The organism is Pseudomonas sp. RV120224-01b (genome assembly GCF_003208145.1).
In the GTDB taxonomy this organism is placed as follows: domain Bacteria; phylum Pseudomonadota; class Gammaproteobacteria; order Pseudomonadales; family Pseudomonadaceae; genus Aquipseudomonas; species Aquipseudomonas monteilii.
On the sequence record NZ_QKMQ01000004.1, the window covers coordinates 1 to 13,158 of the forward strand.

14 protein-coding genes are annotated in these 13,158 nt (G+C 64.7%); 3 read left to right on the top strand and 11 right to left on the bottom strand.

Translation table 11 applies throughout. The features are described from left to right. The 8 genes from N436_RS28900 to N436_RS08345 all read right to left on the bottom strand — a co-directional run. Positions 1 to 223: transposase (locus tag N436_RS28900; RefSeq protein ID WP_371923303.1), on the bottom strand; the 223-nt coding region annotated here is incomplete at its 3' end. A 69-nt stretch (positions 224 to 292) separates the two neighbouring features. Next, complete coding sequence (locus tag N436_RS08315) at positions 293 to 1,054, bottom strand: ABC transporter ATP-binding protein (RefSeq protein WP_110740790.1); 762 nt, start codon at positions 1,052 to 1,054, stop codon at positions 293 to 295. After that, positions 1,051 to 2,112, bottom strand: coding sequence for an iron ABC transporter permease (locus N436_RS08320; RefSeq protein ID WP_105946209.1), 1,062 nt, complete (start codon positions 2,110 to 2,112; stop codon positions 1,051 to 1,053). Before N436_RS08320 ends, N436_RS08315 begins: the two co-directional genes overlap by 4 nt. Beyond that, positions 2,109 to 3,224, bottom strand: coding sequence for an ABC transporter substrate-binding protein (locus tag N436_RS08325; RefSeq protein ID WP_110740791.1), 1,116 nt, complete (start codon positions 3,222 to 3,224; stop codon positions 2,109 to 2,111). The genes N436_RS08320 and N436_RS08325 overlap by 4 nt, the downstream gene beginning before the upstream one ends. A 124-nt stretch (positions 3,225 to 3,348) precedes the next feature. Further along, entirely contained in the window at positions 3,349 to 4,359 is a 1,011-nt protein-coding gene (locus N436_RS08330; protein ID WP_110740792.1) for an NAD(P)-dependent alcohol dehydrogenase, read from the bottom strand. A gap of 164 nt (positions 4,360 to 4,523) precedes the next feature. Further along, entirely contained in the window at positions 4,524 to 5,114 is a 591-nt protein-coding gene (locus N436_RS08335; protein ID WP_105946212.1) for an HAD family hydrolase, read from the bottom strand. Beyond that, a complete protein-coding gene (tesB, locus tag N436_RS08340) occupies positions 5,111 to 5,980 on the bottom strand; it encodes an acyl-CoA thioesterase II (protein ID WP_016712127.1) in 870 nt (289 codons plus the stop codon). Before tesB ends, N436_RS08335 begins: the two co-directional genes overlap by 4 nt. Positions 5,981 to 6,077: 97 nt before the next feature. Then, positions 6,078 to 6,647, bottom strand: coding sequence for a GNAT family N-acetyltransferase (locus N436_RS08345; protein WP_019097494.1), 570 nt, complete (start codon positions 6,645 to 6,647; stop codon positions 6,078 to 6,080). Between the two features lie 180 nt (positions 6,648 to 6,827). On the opposite strand from N436_RS08345, the gene N436_RS08350 reads away from it, so the two are divergent. The 3 genes from N436_RS08350 to N436_RS08360 all read left to right on the top strand — a co-directional run bounded on the left by N436_RS08350 (position 6,828) and on the right by N436_RS08360 (position 9,981). Continuing rightward, positions 6,828 to 7,514 (top strand): histidine phosphatase family protein, encoded by a 687-nt coding sequence (locus N436_RS08350; protein WP_110740793.1) that lies wholly within the window; start codon positions 6,828 to 6,830, stop codon positions 7,512 to 7,514. 162 nt (positions 7,515 to 7,676) lie between these two features. After that, complete coding sequence (locus N436_RS08355) at positions 7,677 to 8,591, top strand: histone deacetylase (RefSeq protein WP_110740887.1); 915 nt, start codon at positions 7,677 to 7,679, stop codon at positions 8,589 to 8,591. Between the two features lie 148 nt (positions 8,592 to 8,739). Beyond that, on the top strand, positions 8,740 to 9,981 hold the full coding sequence (locus tag N436_RS08360; RefSeq protein ID WP_110740794.1) for a TIGR03862 family flavoprotein: 1,242 nt from the start codon (positions 8,740 to 8,742) through the stop codon (positions 9,979 to 9,981). A 136-nt stretch (positions 9,982 to 10,117) separates the two neighbouring features. On the opposite strand, the gene N436_RS08365 is transcribed toward N436_RS08360, so the two are convergent. The 3 genes from N436_RS08365 to N436_RS08375 form a co-directional block, all read right to left on the bottom strand. Beyond that, the gene (locus N436_RS08365) at positions 10,118 to 11,449 is read right to left on the bottom strand and encodes a DEAD/DEAH box helicase (protein WP_105946217.1); all 1,332 of its coding nucleotides are present in this window, start codon (positions 11,447 to 11,449) and stop codon (positions 10,118 to 10,120) included. Between the two features lie 55 nt (positions 11,450 to 11,504). Further along, positions 11,505 to 12,425, bottom strand: coding sequence for a drug/metabolite exporter YedA (gene yedA, locus N436_RS08370; protein WP_110740795.1), 921 nt, complete (start codon positions 12,423 to 12,425; stop codon positions 11,505 to 11,507). Between the two features lie 126 nt (positions 12,426 to 12,551). Beyond that, on the bottom strand, positions 12,552 to 13,157 hold the full coding sequence (locus N436_RS08375; RefSeq protein ID WP_028699929.1) for a PolC-type DNA polymerase III: 606 nt from the start codon (positions 13,155 to 13,157) through the stop codon (positions 12,552 to 12,554). Position 13,158: the final 1 nt, after the last annotated feature.

A 13,158-nucleotide genomic window follows, 5' to 3' on the forward strand; every position in this document is an offset into this window, starting at 1 on the left:
GATGCTCAAGCATGTGCTTGAGTACCTGCCGTTTGAAGTCCTCAGTGTAGCGCTGGCCATGTGGGCGGGGACTGAGGCTGGCGGTGGATCGGTAACTGGCAACCCAGCGCCGAAGCAAACTGAAATCGATGCCCAAGTGTCGGGCCACTTTGCGAAAGCCGTTGCTGCCTTCCAGATAGGCCGTGATCGCCGTGAGCTTGAACTGCTCTGAGTATTTGCCCATAAATCCCCCAAGGGTTGGATTGGTGTCCAACTTCTTGGGGGCAGTCCAATGACCGCGTCAACTTGAAAGTCAGGCCAACGCCCGGTCCACCAACACCTGCAAGCGCCCCTGCGAGCAACACTCCACCCGCGCCTCCACGCCATACACCTCAGCCAGCAACCCCGGCTGCAGCACATTCCCAGGCGCCCCACAGGCCACCACCCTGCCCTCACGCAACACCACCAACCAGTCGGCATGACTCGCCGCGAGGTTGATGTCGTGCAACACCGCCACCGCCAACAACCGGTGCGCCTGCACCCGCTCGCGCACTGCCCCCATCACCCGCAACTGATAATGCAGGTCCAGCGCACTGGTCGGCTCGTCCAGCAACAGCACCTGCGGATTGCGCGCCATCAGTTGCGCCAGCGCCACCAACTGCCGCTGCCCGCCAGACAGGCTGTCCAGCGAGCGCTCGGCCAGCCCTTCGATACCCAACTGGCGCAACGCCTCGTAGGCGCTGCCCAGCAGGTCGTCGCTACCGCTCACGCGCAAGGCCGCCACAATGCTTTCCAGCACACCCAAGGCAATGCCGGTCGGCAATTGCTGAGGCATGTAGGCCAAGCGCCGCGAGCGCTCGGCAAAACCCAGCCGTGTCACGTCCTGCCCGTCCAGGCTCAAGCCGCCGCGCATCCGCTCCAGCCCTGCCAAAGCACGCAGCAGCGTGGACTTGCCCGCGCCATTGGGCCCGACCAGCGCCACCAGGCTACCGGCCGGCAGCGCCGGCAGGCTCACCCCATGCAATATCTGCCGCGCGCCGTAAGCCACCGATACACCCTCGATCAACAGGCTCACAACCTTCTCCCCCGGCGGAAAACCAACACCACGAACACCGGCACACCGACCAGAGCGGTCACGATGCCCACCGGCACGATCACTCCCGGCAAGATCGCCTTGCTGGCCAGCGACGACAGCGACAGCATCAACGCCCCCACCAACGCACTGGCCGGCAGCAGGAAGCGCTGGTCCTCGCCGACCAGCAAGCGGGCGATATGCGGCCCGACCAGGCCAACGAATCCGATGGTGCCGACAAACGCCACGGCCGTCGCCGACAACAGGCTGATGCGCAACAGCGATGCAAAACGCAGGCGCCGGGTGTCCACGCCGAAGCTGCGTGCGCGGTCCTCCCCCATGCGCAGCAAGGTCATCGCTGGCGCCGCCCTTAGCGAGAACGGCAGCAATAACACCAGCACAAATGCCAGGATACCGAGCTTCTGCCAGTCGGCCCGGGCCAGGCTGCCCAGGGTCCAGAACACCAGTTGCTGCAACACGTCCTCGGTGGCCAGCAGTTGTAGCAGCGAGACCAGCGCATTGCAGCTAAACACCAGGGCGATGCCGAACAGCACCAGGCTTTCCACGCCCGCCCCGCGCAAGCGGGACATGGCTTGCAGCAACACCACTGACAGGCAAGCGAAGGCGAACGCCATCACCGTCACCTGCGCGCTGGGTGCCAGCCAGGCGATGCCCAGCGGGTAGGCAATCGCCAGCGAGGCCCCCAGCGCCGCAGACGACGACACCCCCAGGGTAAACGGACTGGCTAACGGGTTGTCGAGGATCGCCTGCATCTCGGCACCGGCAAGGGCCAAGGCTGCCCCCACCAACACCGCCATCAGCGAGTACGGCAGGCGCACGTTCCAGATGATCACTCGCTCGGTGGCGCTCAACGTCGCCGGGTCGAACATGCCATGCAGCAATTGCCCCAGGCCCATGCCCGAGGCACCACTGGCCAGGTCGGCCAGCACCGAGAACAGCAGCAACAGCGCCAGCGTGAACACCAGCAAGGCCCGCCGCCAGAGCAGGCGGCGGTAATGCCAGGCCGCGAGCGCCGCGCCTTCCTGGGCCAACGCCGTCACTTGGCGTCGACCCAGTACTGGCCATCCAGGCCTACCTTGAGCAGGCGATTGATTTCACCCAGGGTCGCTTGCGGGTCCACGTCCTTGAAGCGTTCCGGGTGTACCCAGCGGGCCATGGCTTCGACCGCCAGGATATTGAACGGCGAGTTGTAGAAGTCATGCCACAGGCCATGCGCCTGGCCCGCCTGTATCGGCCGCAGCGGGGCGAACTCGGGGCGGTCGGTAATCTTCGCCAGGCTCTGCCGTGCAGTGTCGATGGGGACACCGGCACCCAGCAGCACACCCGGCGCGCGGTTGCCGGTGGCGATGTACACGTCCGGGTCGGCCTGTAACACGTACTCGACACTGACATCGCCCAGCGCACCTGGCACCACGTCGGCACCAATGTTATGCCCACCCACCGTTTCGACCACGCTGCCCAGGCCGCTCTTGCCGGTGGTGTGCCCCGGCGCCTGCCATACGCCGGCCAGCAGTTCGAGGAACACCTTGGGCCGCTCACTTTCCTTGATCCCCGCCACGCCGTCAGTCACCCGCTTCAGGTGGCGGTGGTACAGGCCAAGGTACTCCTGCGCCTGCTGTTCACGCCCAAGCAAGGTACCGAGCGCCTCCATGCTGACTCGGGTATTGCGGATCGGGTGCACGCGAAAGTCGATGAACAGCACCGGCACCCCGGCCTTTTCCAGCAAGTCGGCCACCGGGCTGTGCTGGGTCGGGCCTTCGCCGGCAATGCTGAAGATTGCCAAATCGGGCTTGAGCGCCAGAATCTGCTCGGCACTGACACTCTGCTCGGAGGCCTGGCCGATCAGCGGCAGCTTGGCAATTTGCGGGTACTTTTGCGCGTACACCTCGTAGGTGTGCGGGTCGAGCAGGCGCATGTCGTTCTGCCAGCCGACCACCCGCTGGAACGGGTTGTCACGGTCGAGCAAGGCCAGGGCAAAAAACAGCCGGCCTTCGCCGAGCACGATGCGCTGCGGTGCGTGATCGACTTCGACCTTGCGCCCAAGTACGTCGGTCACTTGCACGGCACTGGCGGGTTGGGTAAAGCCGAGGCAGGACGCCAACAGCAACAAGGCAGGCAGCACACGCCGCCAGAAACGGGGGAGCAAACACATCGGGGTATCCTCTTGAGGAGAATCAATTGCAACAGAGCGGGGCATTCTAGCCAGCCGCCCTGTGCTGCCGATGTGCGCGAATGTAGTGGCTTGTAGCGTGGCCGTTACATCCGGCCGGCTCACCTCACCAGGTCAGGCAAATCTTGCCGAAATGCCGGTTGCTTTCCTGGTAACGGAACGCCTCGACGATCTGCTCCAGCTCGAAGTGCTTGTCCACCACTGGCCGCAGCCCGTTGGCATCGATTGCCCGTACCATCGCCTGTTGCTGCGCACGGCTGCCCACCAGCACACCTTGCAGGCGGATTTGCCGCACCAGGGCCTGTACCAGCGGCAACTGCCCCGCCACCCCGGTGAGGATGCCAATCAGCGACACATGCCCACCAATGCGTGCGGCAATCATCGACTGCTCCAACGTCGCCGGGCCGCCCACTTCAATCACATGATCGACGCCGCGATTACCGGTCAGCTCGCGCACTTTTTCGCCCCAGGCCGGGGTGCTCTTGTAATTGATAAGGTGATCGGCACCCAGGGCCTTGAGGCGCTCCAGCTTGGCATCGCTGGACGAGGTGGCGATTACCGTGGCGCCGGCCAGCTTGGCAAACTGCAGGGCGAAGATCGACACGCCACCCGTGCCCTGTACCAGCACTGTGTCGCCCGGCTTGAGGTGGTCATCGCTCATCAACGCACGCCAGGCGGTAAGGCCGGCTGTAGTCAGCGTAGCCGCCTCGGCGTGGCTGAAGCCCTTGGGTGCCAGGGTGAACGCGGTAGCGCGGGCAGTGACCTGTTCACGGGCATAACCATCGATGCCATCACCGGGCACTCTGGCAAAGCCTTCGACATTGGCCTGGCCGTCGAGCCAGTCGGGGAAGAAGGTGCTGACCACGTTGTCGCCGACCTGGAACTCGGTGACACCAGCCCCCACTGCGACCACTTCGCCGGCGCCATCGGCCATGGGGATGCGCCGCTCGCTCGGGCCCCACATGCCGCTGACCACGGCGAAGTCATGGTAGTTGAGGGAGCTGGCGTGCAAGCGCACGGTGATCTCGCCGGCCTGGGGCGCGGCAGCCTCGCTGGTGCCGACCTCGACCTTGTCGTAGCCGCCGCCGGGTTGTACGTAGATGGCTTTGCTGGTCATGGGTGGGTCTCCGTATCAGGGGAAAGAGTGGGGTTCAGCATAGACAGGTCCGGCCCTTTCGCGGGCAAGCCCGCTCCCACAGTGACGCCGCAGGACCTGAAACTTGCACAATACCTGTGGGAGCGGGCATGCCCGCGAAAGGGTCCGTACAGGCGACACAACGGTCAGCCCAGCATCACCTTCAGTGCCCGGCAATCCGCCGCATGCCAATCCACCAGCTCTGGCCATGGGTTATCCGGCAAATTCACCAGCACTGTCCGCGCCCCAGCCGCGCGCCCGCAGTCCAGGTCGAACCGGTAATCCCCCACCATCACCAGCTCACTCGGCGCCACGCCCCAGGCACTGGCAATCTTCAGCAACCCATCCGGGCTCGGCTTGGGTGCGGCCTCGTCACGTCCCAGAATGTGCTCCACCGGGAAGCAGTCGGCCAGGCCGATGGCCTCCAGCGTCACATGCGCCAGCTCTCGCGCATTGCGGGTGAGAATACCCAGCCGGCAACCACGCTCGGCCAGCTCACGCACCAGCTCCACCGCTCCGGTGGCCGCCGTGGAGGCAAGCGCCAGGTCGCGCTCGTGCTCCAGCAACCAGGCATGCTTGGCTGCGGCTACGTCTGCCGGTAAGGCTGCCAGATGGGTAAGGATGTCGTCCTCGGCCGGGATGTCCAACGCCACACGAATGGCGGCAAAGTCATGCACGGCCACTGTCAGGGTGCCGTCCATGTCGAACACCCAGTTGCGTACCTCGCCCAGGCTCATGCCCAGTCCTTACGGTGGCGAATCAAGCCTTCCTGGCTCGACGATGCCACCAGTTGCCCGGCCTGGTTGAAGATGCTGCCACGGCAGAAACCGCGGGAATTACCGGCCCATGGGCTGTCGGTGGCGTACAGCAGCCACTCGTCGGCACGCAGGTTGCCATGGAACCACAACGAATGGTCAAGGCTGGCGATCTGCATGTCGCGCTGCCACACCGATTTGCCATGCGGCAGCAACGACGTGGTCAGCAGGCCGAAGTCCGAGGCGTAGGCCAGCATGTATTTGTGCAGGGCAGGTACGTCGGGCAGGTTGCCGTCAGCGCGGAACCACGCGTACTTCACCGGGTCGCCAGGCTTGGGGTTGAACGGGTCGCGCTCGGTGACCGGGCGAATTTCGATCGGCTTGGCGCACAGCACCTTGTCGCGAATGCGCTCTGGCAACTGGTCGGCCATGGCGCGGGCCAGCTCCACCTCGGTGGGCAGGTTTTCCGGGCCGACCACATCTGGCATCTGCGCCTGGTGCTCGAAACCTTCTTCGTCGTACTGGAACGACGCGCTGCAGGTGAAGATGGTCTGGCCCTTCTGAATCGCCGTCACCCGCCGGGTGCTGAAGCTGCCGCCATCGCGCACGCGGTCCACCGAGTACACCACCGGCAGGCTGGCATCGCCCGGGCGCAGGAAGTAGCCGTGCAACGAATGCACATGGCGAGCGTCCTCGACCGTCTGGCTGGCCGCTGACAAGGACTGGCCCAGCACTTGCCCACCGTACAGCTGGCGGAAGCCCAGGTCCTGGCTACGTCCACGGAACAGGTTCTCCTCGATGGCTTCGAGGCTCAACAGGTCGACCAGGTCGTCCAACACATGACTCATTGGGGGTTCTCCTCGCAAGGCAACACGTCTCTACAGCGCTCTTTGATAAGGGCAAATGATACAGGGTTTGTCATTCGCGCCGGGCATGGCCGTGCATTCAGGCACGCAGGGTCTTTTCCCAGTGTGCGCGGTCGATGCGGTACAGCACATGCGGGCGCAGCGGGTGCCCCTCGGGCAGGCGGGGGTGTTCGAAGCTGCCGTTCAGGTCCTGCTGCATGCCAATGGCCTGCATCACCTTCTGCGACGGCAGGTTGCTCTCGCTAGTGAACGACACCACCTCTTCCAGGCGCAATTGGGCGAAAGCACAACGCAGGCAGGTCCACGCCGCCTCGCTGGCGAAACCCAGGCCCCAGTGCCGCCGTGCCAGGCGCCAGCCAATTTCCACAGCTGGCGCAAAATCGGCATCGAAGCCGACATGCAACAACCCGGTCATGCCGATGAACGCACCGCTGTCCTTGCGCTCCAGCGCCCATAAACCAAAACCGTACTCGTTGAAGTGCCCACGCACGCGGCCAATCAGTGCAGCCGCTTCAAGGCGTGTCAGCGGCGCCGGGAAGTAGCGCATTACCTGGGGGTCTGCACACAGCGCGGCGAACTCGCGCAGGTCGTCGTCATGCCATTGGCGCAGCACCAGCCGTGCGCTTTCCAGTTCAAGAATGGGGGTCATCGGGCCTGCTCCGGTTTTGCCGTGTTGCAGTTTACAGCGTAGGCGCGGGCGCAGGTTTCACCCAGCCGTCATCAGCCGAATGCAATTTTCACATGCCCTTCACTGCCTCCCGACAGGGCGCTTGGCAGGATGCCGCCATTACTGCCGCACCAGGCGCGGCCATGCCAATTGGAGAAACGCATGCTATCGAGCAACACCCTGGGGCACCCTGCCATCCACGCCCGGCGCAAGCGACGCCTGTCCCGCAAAGCCCTCGGTGCCGCCCTTGGCCTGTGCATGGTCGTGGCGGCGTTGACCACCTGGCTGGCGACGAGGACGCACATCGTGGACCTTGGCAACGAGCAACAACTGAGTGACAGCGGCCTGCTGCAAGATTGGGCCGATGGCGCAGTGATCGTGATGATCCGCCACGCCGAACGCTGCGACAGCGCGCCCGGCCCCTGCCTGGACGACCCCACCGGCATCACCGTGGCCGGCAGCCAGGCCGCTGGCCGCGTTGGCCAAGGGCTGCACCAGTTGGGCCTGGACAATGCCGACCTGCTCAGCAGCCCTAAACTGCGTACCCGGCAAACCGCGCACTTCATCCTCGGCCAGGCGGTGGCCAGCGAAGACTGGCTGGAAGGTTGCGACAAGCAATTCGCCAGTGAGGCATTGGCCCATAAACGGCCCGGGCATAACATGGTGCTGGTGACCCACAACGGCTGCATCGACCATTTCGCCCGCCAGCAGAACGTTGTGGGTGGCGAGCGTGAAAGCGGCTATGCCAGCGCCCTGTTCGTGTCGGTGGATGGCAACGGCAAGACGCGTATCCTCGGGCGCCTGAACGAGCCGGACTGGCAACGCGTATTGGCCAGCGCCGCCCGCTAGCATTCACCTGTTCTGGCCTCATCGCCGGCAAGCCAGCTCCCACAGGTCCCCATCACCTTCAAGGCTTGCGCAATACCTGTGGGAGCTGGCTTGCCGGCGATTGGGCAGCAAAGCTGCCCCGGCCATGGCAAGATCAGCACTGGCCCCGATTGCGAACACCCCATGCCGCTGCCGCTGATCTACCACGAAGACTACAGCCCGGAGTTCCCCGCCGAACACCGCTTCCCGATGGACAAGTTCCGCCTGCTGCACGACCACCTGGTCGACAGCGGGCTGACCACTGATCAGGCCCTGCTGCGCCCGGAGATCTGCCCGAACGACATCCTCGCCCTGGCCCACGACCGCAGCTACATCGAACGCTACATGAACGGCGAACTGTCCCGCGAGGACCAGCGCCGCCTCGGCCTGCCCTGGAGCGAAGCGCTGGCCCGGCGCACCGTACGCGCCGTAGGTGGCTCGCTGCTGACCGCCGAAATGGCGCTGCAGCACGGCATTGCCTGCCACCTCGCTGGCGGCACCCACCACGCCCATTACGACCACCCCGCCGGCTTCTGCATTTTCAACGACCTGGCCGTGATCAGCCGCTACCTGCTGGAGGCTGGCCGGGTACACCGGGTGCTGATCTTCGACTGCGATGTGCACCAGGGCGACGGCACCGCACGCATTCTGCACGACACACCCGAGGCCATCACCGTGTCGCTGCATTGCGAACAAAACTTCCCGGCGCGCAAGGCACAAAGCGATTGGGACATCCCCCTGCCACGCGGCATGGGCGACGCAGCCTACCTGAAGGTGGTGGACGACGCCCTCAACTACCTGCTGCCCCTCTACCAACCCGACCTGGTGCTGTATGACGCTGGCGTCGATGTGCACAAGGACGACGCGCTGGGTTACCTGCAACTGACCGACGCGGGCGTTGCTGCCCGTGACGAAGCAGTGCTGCGCCATTGCCTGGGCCGCGATATCCCGGTGGTGGGTGTGATCGGCGGCGGCTACAGCAAGGACCGCGAGGCCTTGGCCAGGCGCCATGGCATTCTTCACCACAGCGCGGCACGGGTCATCGGTTGTTCACAATGACTGTGGAACCGCTTGTGGATAACCTGCGGGAAAGGCGCTGTAGCCCTTTGCGGGCAAGGCCTGCAGAACACTGATTATTTTTTGACCAGTGCTTCCATGGGCAGCGCTGCGCTAGAATGCGCCTCTTTTCCACAGCCTGCTGCCCACCATGCCCGATCTGAACCCCGCCCCCTCTCCCCTCGCTGTCGTCATCGGTGGCGGCCCTGCCGGCCTGATGGCCGCAGAAGCACTGGCCCACGCGGGCCTGGCGGTCGAGGTGTTCGATGCCATGCCTTCCGTGGGCCGCAAGTTCCTGCTGGCGGGTGTTGGCGGCATGAACATCACCCACTCCGAGCCCTACCCGGCTTTCGTTTCCCGCTATGCCGGGCGTCAGGGCGAAATCGACGCGCTGCTGCGCGACTTCGATGCCGACGCCTTACGCCAGTGGATTCACGGTTTGGGCATCGAGACCTTCGTCGGCACTTCGGGCCGGGTATTCCCCACCGACATGAAAGCCGCGCCATTGCTGCGCGCCTGGCTCAAGCGCCTGCGCGACGCCGGGGTAGTTATCCACACCCGACACCGCTGGCTGGGCTGGGACGCGGATGGCGCCTTGCGGATTGCTTATCCACAGGGCGAGCGTGCGGTGAAAGCTTCGGTCGTGGTGCTGGCGCTGGGCGGTGGCAGCTGGGCGCGATTGGGCTCCGACGGCAGCTGGCAACCGCTGCTGGCCGAACGGGCGGTGGATATCTCACCTTTGCAGCCGAGTAACTGCGGTTTTGAAGTTGAGGGCTGGAGCGCACTGCTCAAGGACAAGTTCGCGGGCGCACCGCTGAAGAACATCGCCCTCAGCGTCCCGGGCAGCGCACCGCGCAAGGGGGAGTTCATCCTCACCGCGCAAGGGGTGGAAGGCAGCCTGGTGTATGCCTGGTCGGCACCGGTGCGCGAGGCCATCAATCGCGAAGGCCGTGGGCTGCTGTTGCTCGACCTGCTGCCGGACAAGCCTGTGGACAAGATTGCCCAGGCACTGGCCAAGCCACGCGGCTCGCGCTCCATGGCCAAACACCTGCACAGCCAGTTGGGGATTGATGGAGTGAAGGCCGCGTTGCTGCGCGAGCTGACCGATCAGGCGACCTTTGCCGACCCGCAGGCGCTGGCCCGGGCGATCAAGGCATTGCCGATCACGCTGGTGCGTACGCGGCCGCTGGATGAAGCGATCAGCAGTGCCGGCGGGGTGCGCTTCGAGGGGCTGGATGAAGGGTTGATGGTCAAGGGCATGCCGGGGGTGTTCTGTGCCGGCGAGATGCTGGACTGGGAGGCGCCGACCGGGGGGTATTTGCTGACGGCGTGCTTTGCCAGCGGCTTGCGCGCCGGGCGGGCGGCGGCGGATTGGGTTACGCGGATTTCCTGAAAGATTGTCGGGGCTGCGTTGCAGCCCATCGCCGGCAAGCCAGCTCCCACCTCGACCGCATTGAGTTCAATGCCATGCACCTTACCTGTGGGAGCCTGGCTTGCCGGCGATGGGCCGCAAAGCGGCCCCAAAAATCTCAAGGCTTACGCTTACGCGGCCCACCATTGAAGCTCGGCACCTTGCGTACCGCCTTCACCGCCGGCTCTGCATTACCCGCTTCAGTGCTGTCCATCCAGCGCCCCAGCCCACGCTTGGCGCTGTTCTCTTTCGGCTTCTTGGGCTTCTTCGGCTTCTTGATCACCTGGCCCGTGGCATCGGTCATCGGCACCCGGTGATCGGGGATGAAGTCCGGCTCTTCATGGCGCGCCAGCGTCTGGCGGGTCAGCACTTCGATAGCCGCCAGCAGTTGCACTTCATCCGCACACACCAGCGAAATCGCCTCGCCCTTGTTGCCGGCTCGCCCGGTGCGGCCGATGCGGTGCACGTAATCCTCGGCAACAATCGGCAGGTCCAGGTTGACCACCAGCGGCAGGTCATCGATATCCAGACCACGGGCCGCCACGTCGGTTGCCACCAGCACCTGAATCTCGCGGGCCTTGAAACTGTCCAGCGCGCGCTGGCGGGTGGCTTGCGGCCGGTCACCGTGGATACCATCGGCATTCACACCCTCGGCCAGCAAGCGTTCTACCAGCTGGTCAACGCCATTGCGGGTCTTGGCGAACACCAGCACCTGCTTCCAGCGCTGTTTGCGCAGCAGGTGGCAAAACAGGTCGACCTTGCGTTTTTTATCCACAGGCACCAGCCACTGCTTGACGCTGGCGGCCGTGGCATTGCGCGGGCTCACTTCGATGCTGAGCGGGTCATTCAGCGCCAGCCCCGCCAGCATGCGGATCTGGTCGGAAAAGGTGGCGGAAAACAGCAACGTCTGGCGCTTGCGTGGCAGCGCGGCGTACACCGATTGCAGCTCTTCGGCAAAGCCCAGGTCGAGCATGCGGTCGGCTTCGTCCAGCACCAGCGTTTGTACCTGGTTGAACTTCACCGCGTTTTGCCGGAACAGATCGAGCAAGCGGCCCGGGGTGGCCACCAGCAGGTCCACGCCACGGCGCAGGCGCATCATCTGCGGGTTGATGCTGACCCCGCCGTACACGGCGTAAGTGCTCAGCGGCAGGTTCTCGGCGTATTCGCGCACGTTGTTGTGCACCTGCTCGGCCAACTCGCGGGTGGGCACCAGCACCAGCGCACGGATCGAGTTGCTGGCCACTTTCTCACCCTCCAGCGCCAGGCGCTGCAGCACAGGCAAGGCAAAGCCCGCAGTCTTGCCGGTGCCGGTCTGGGCTGCGGCCATCAGGTCGCGGCCAGCCAGCACGGCAGGGATGGCCTTGGCCTGCACCGGGGTCGGGGTGGTGTAGTCCAGCTGCTGCAGCGTGCGCAGCAGCGGTTCGATCAGGCCGAGTTTGGCGAAATTCATGGCAATACCGTCAGGGGGTTCAGCGAAGGCGGCAAGTTTACCGCATCGCCCCTGCCTACTTGCAGATTTCGCCTTTCAACGGCTGAGGGGGCTGGGGCGCCTTGCGCCACTGTGGCAGGCCGATCAGCACCACCGCACCAATGATCACAGCCATGGCCACGCACTCTTCGGCACCAATCTGTTCACCGGCAAAGACAATGCCCAGCAGCACCGCCACCGCCGGGTTGACGTAGGCATAGCTGGTGGCGGCTGCCGGGCGCACATGCTTGAGCAGGTACATGTAGGCACTGAACGCCAGGATCGAGCCGAAGAACACCAGGTAGGCCAACGCCCCCCAGCCAGCGGCAGTCGGCATCTGCGTCATACGCTCGCCCGACAGCACGCTGCCCAGCAACAGCACCGCACCACCCACCAGCATTTCCGCAGCACTGGCCATCGGCCCCTGGGGCAACGGCAAGGTCTTGCTCCACACCGAGCCGAATGCCCACGACGCCGCGGCAAAAACGATCAGCGCCGCGCCAATCGGGCTTGCCTGCAGGTTGGACCCCATGTTCAGCATGCCGATGCCCACCAGCCCCAAAGCGATGCCCGCCCACTCCAGCTTCGAATTACGATGCCCGAACAGCAGGCCAAACAGCAAAGTGAACAACGGCACTGTCGCCACTGCCAGCGCCGCCACACCCGACGCCACCCCAGCGTGTTCGGCCACGGTCACACCGCCGTTGCCACAACTGAGCAGCAGAAAGCCGATCGCCCCCGCTGCCCGCCATTGCGGCCAGGTGGGCGCCGGCACGCCACGCCAGCGCAAAAAACCGTACAGCAGGCCCCCGGCAATCAGAAAGCGCACGCCGGCCATGAGCATCGGCGGCCAACTCTCCACGCCGATGCGAATGAACAGGTAGGTAGACCCCCAGACCAGGTACAAGGCCAGGAAAGCACCAATGAGCAACAGCGGGAAACGACGGGCGGCAGGCATCGGAAAAACTCGAAATCCGTTTACGGGTGACTCAGTTTAACGGCCTGCCTGGGTGAAGATACGTTACAGAACCGGCGCAAATGAGCGGCACACTTTTGGTGCGTTCGGTTTGGGTGGTGGGGAGCCTTAACGGTATTTGGCCAAGGTTTCGCGAATCTTCGCGGCGGGCACTTTCTGCAAGCGGCACAGGAAGTCGTGTGAAAGTTGCTGGATACCATGGGCCTGACGCAGTTCACCGGCCAGGTGTTGCAACAGGTTGGCCGCCATCTCGGCATCGGCCATGGCCCGGTGCGCGGTACCGGTGTCTGGCAGCCCGGCCCAGCGGGTCAGGGTGCCCAGCTTGTGGTTCGGCGCCATTGGCAGCAGGCGCCGCGACAACAGCAGGGAGCAGGCGAACGACTGGCGGCGGCTACGGCCGATGCGGCTCAGTTCGTAATCCCAGAATTTCTGGTCGAACGCCGCATTGTGTGCCAGCAGCGGGGTGTCGCCGACAAACTCGGCCACTTCGTTCATTACCTTGTCCACCGGCGGCGCGCTGCGCAGCATGGCGGTGGTGATACCGGTCAACCCGGCAACGAAGGCCGGTACCGGCACGCCCGCGTTCATCAGGCTCTGGTAGCGCTCGACGATGCGCCCGCCCTCCAGCATCACCACCGCCACTTCGGTGGCACGGCAACCTGCACTGGGGGTGATACCGGTGGTTTCAAAGTCGATGACAGCAATACGTTCCATG

Excerpts from the sequence above, each read along its gene's own strand:
- N436_RS08335 (WP_105946212.1), bottom strand. The coding sequence starts at position 5,114 with ATGAGCCTGGGCGAGGTACGCAACTGGGTGTTCGACATGGACGGCACC.
- yedA (WP_110740795.1), bottom strand. The coding sequence starts at position 12,425 with ATGCCTGCCGCCCGTCGTTTCCCGCTGTTGCTCATTGGTGCTTTCCTG.
- N436_RS08330 (WP_110740792.1), bottom strand. The coding sequence starts at position 4,359 with ATGACCAGCAAAGCCATCTACGTACAACCCGGCGGCGGCTACGACAAG.
- N436_RS08345 (WP_019097494.1), bottom strand. The coding sequence starts at position 6,647 with ATGACCCCCATTCTTGAACTGGAAAGCGCACGGCTGGTGCTGCGCCAA.
- N436_RS08355 (WP_110740887.1), top strand. The coding sequence starts at position 7,677 with ATGCCGCTGCCGCTGATCTACCACGAAGACTACAGCCCGGAGTTCCCC.
- N436_RS08360 (WP_110740794.1), top strand. The coding sequence starts at position 8,740 with ATGCCCGATCTGAACCCCGCCCCCTCTCCCCTCGCTGTCGTCATCGGT.
- tesB (WP_016712127.1), bottom strand. The coding sequence starts at position 5,980 with ATGAGTCATGTGTTGGACGACCTGGTCGACCTGTTGAGCCTCGAAGCC.
- N436_RS08375 (WP_028699929.1), bottom strand. The coding sequence starts at position 13,157 with ATGGAACGTATTGCTGTCATCGACTTTGAAACCACCGGTATCACCCCC.
- N436_RS08350 (WP_110740793.1), top strand. The coding sequence starts at position 6,828 with ATGCTATCGAGCAACACCCTGGGGCACCCTGCCATCCACGCCCGGCGC.
- N436_RS08365 (WP_105946217.1), bottom strand. The coding sequence starts at position 11,449 with ATGAATTTCGCCAAACTCGGCCTGATCGAACCGCTGCTGCGCACGCTG.
- N436_RS08325 (WP_110740791.1), bottom strand. The coding sequence starts at position 3,224 with ATGTGTTTGCTCCCCCGTTTCTGGCGGCGTGTGCTGCCTGCCTTGTTG.